This window comes from Sulfurisphaera sp., assembly GCF_059755235.1.
This window is the reverse complement of record NZ_DBPRYF010000024.1, coordinates 1-2583: the sequence shown is the minus strand read 5'-3', so window position 1 is coordinate 2583 and position 2583 is coordinate 1. Positions and strand designations below refer to the sequence as shown.

Genomic DNA, 2583 nt, shown 5'->3' with positions numbered 1-2583 from the left:
AGTTGACAGCAAAACCTCAAATGGGAGGCTCATGGCGTTAGCCTCGACTGGGCTCCATGCGGTGTGGTTGAAGCTGATGATACTACACCTAGGGCTAACCCAGACCGTGGATCGAGAAGTATCAAGAAGTATCTAGAAATGACATGGCCTGGGAAACGCTTTTGTCCCATACCGAAGTTCCAACAGAATTTATCACGATATCAGCCATTTTACCATTAGTTATCTCTCTTACCTTTTCCTCTACATTGTTGTAATCTACTACCTCATCTGCTCCGAAGTCCTTAACCCAACTCTTGCTACTAACAGCTATAACGTGAGCTCCCATCATTTTAGCTATCTGTACAGAAAACTGTCCAGTATTTCCGCTGGCACCAAATACAACCACACTCTTATTAAATAGAGGAGCTACAGCATTTAGAGTGTGATATGAGGTTAGAGCCGCTACTGGTAAACTTGCTGCAACTTCATCTGGAATTCCATCTACTTTAACTAGATTCTGTTCTGGTACTGCAAAGTATTCTGAATATCCTCCGTTAGTTACGAGGCTCATTATTCCTCCGTTCCTGCATAACATTTCCATTCCTTGTAAACACATGTCACATTTTCCGTCAAACACTCTATTGTATACAACTACTTTGTCTCCAAGTTGAAAACTTTTTACATGATCACCAACTTTAACTACTTCACCATATATTTCAGCACCTGGTATGTGAGGCATCGGCTTTACTGGGATGAAATTAACTACGAAGTAGTCTATTGGGTTTACTCCCGCCATTTTCACCTTTATTAAAACATCATGTGCTCCTAGACTAGGTTCACTTACACTTTGTACTTTTAAATTTTCCAATCCCGATTTTTCGAAAACTAACGCTTTCATTGTTAAATATATTCTCTTGATTAGTTTAATTCTTAACTTTACTTAAGTAAAGTTAATTTACTTAAATTTAAAAACAAGTTATATTTTCATCAATCTTTTCCTTCTTTGTAATGCCTCTTGATATACTTGTTTTTCTCTTTCAGTAAGAGGTACATACTCCTTAACTTTCATTGGCCTTCCTTCTTTATCAATTCTTACATAATTGAAATAAGCAGTAGTTACATGTTCCTCTACAAAGTTCTTTGTATCTAGCCTCGTAACATTTAACATTACTTCAAAAGAAGTGTTACCAACGTATGAGATGCCAGCTCTTATTTTCACTACATCCGAAAGTCTTATCGGAGTATAAAAACTAGTACTATTTACTGATACTGTAACAATAGCTCCATTTTCTTGACTAAAGTTATCATAATTTACATAGTTTAGTGACAAAGCACCTCCAATATCATCCATTAATTTCAGTAGTTTCCCTGCAGAAATTATCCTTCCATCATAAGTCATCTCTGGTGATATAAAATATGCAGATTCTGTCCTAAATCTCAATCCTTGTGTGGGGTCATCAATTTCATATCTTTTCTTAATTCTTTCTTTAATTATATCTAATCTAGCCTGCCTTCTCTTTATTGCTTTCTCGTATTTTTCTAATTCATCACTTGTCTCTGGAACTACTTTGTTTTCTATTATTGTTGGTCTTAGGAACTCATCTACTTTAACATATGTAGCTGTAGCCTCAACTAATACATCAGAGTTTTTCAAAGCTCTCATCGAAACTTCCATCGATGTATTTGCAACATATTCTACTTCTGCTTCAATATCTATGATATCTCCTAACATTATCGGTTTTTTAAATGCTACATCGTCTAGTGAAGCTATAACTGCTAGACCTCTTGCTACTTTCATTGCCGATATCATACCAGTGTCTACTAGGAAACTTAACATATCACCGCCGTGGAGTCTTCCAAAAAAGTTTGTGTTTTCATAATGAATTATTCTCCTTGTGCTAACTTTAGTCTCAGAGATTCTCAAACAAGACACCGTTTATATCGTCTGCTATTTTTAAATATTTTTTATCAAATTTAGAGTAATCTAACGCATAATCTCTAAGTTGATCAAGTATTTCTTTCCATTTTAATTTTATCTCTTTTATTACATCATCTGGTATTTTATCTGTATCTATTCTTTTCTGCTCGGCAGAGAAGAAAGGTAAGTATTCGTCTTGTGATAAAGAAACAATTACAACTCCTTTTCTATCTAATACATATTCGTGAACTCCTTTCTTAACTAGAGTAACCCCATAATCATCTGAAGGTGGAATTAATTTCATTGCCTGACTAAGAAACTGTAATACACTCTCTTTGTCTCCTTTTGTATTCATCTTTTTTATTGCCAATTTTAGCTCTTCCATTTAACTCGCCTTTGATAAATCGTAATGCCCTAATGGTGGTGGTACTGGAACTCTTATTTTAATTTTTCCTTCCCTAAGCCAAGGGGAAAGAAGATATGAGACTCCATTTTTCTCCCAGCTCAGTATTTTTGCTTCGCTCTTTGAGAGTCCCAGACTTTCTGCTACTTCTGGCTTAATTCTGAAGATCACCTTTGTATTTGCTAATTGAACTATTATATCCGAAAGGTCATTAGGGTTATGAGTAGAAAAAATAAACCCTATTCTTCTTCTCCTTCCCAATCTCATCATAGTAGAGATCTTC

Annotated in this window: 2 protein-coding genes and 2 pseudogenes; all 4 read right to left on the bottom strand. The window is 35.3% G+C overall.

Features of this window, described 5'->3' with window-relative positions; all coding sequences use genetic code 11:
- Positions 1–154: 154 nt before the first annotated feature.
- Positions 155–877, bottom strand: a pseudogene (locus AC3OCB_RS02660) (alcohol dehydrogenase catalytic domain-containing protein); the annotation flags it as partial.
- A 78-nt stretch (positions 878–955) separates the two neighbouring features.
- On the bottom strand, positions 956–1912 hold the full coding sequence (locus tag AC3OCB_RS02655; protein WP_498340650.1) for an acyl-CoA thioesterase: 957 nt from the start codon (positions 1910–1912) through the stop codon (positions 956–958).
- On the bottom strand, positions 1890–2282 hold the full coding sequence (locus AC3OCB_RS02650; RefSeq protein ID WP_498340649.1) for a hypothetical protein: 393 nt from the start codon (positions 2280–2282) through the stop codon (positions 1890–1892). Before AC3OCB_RS02650 ends, AC3OCB_RS02655 begins: the two co-directional genes overlap by 23 nt.
- Positions 2283–2583 (bottom strand): annotated as a pseudogene (locus AC3OCB_RS02645) (AAA family ATPase); the annotation flags it as partial.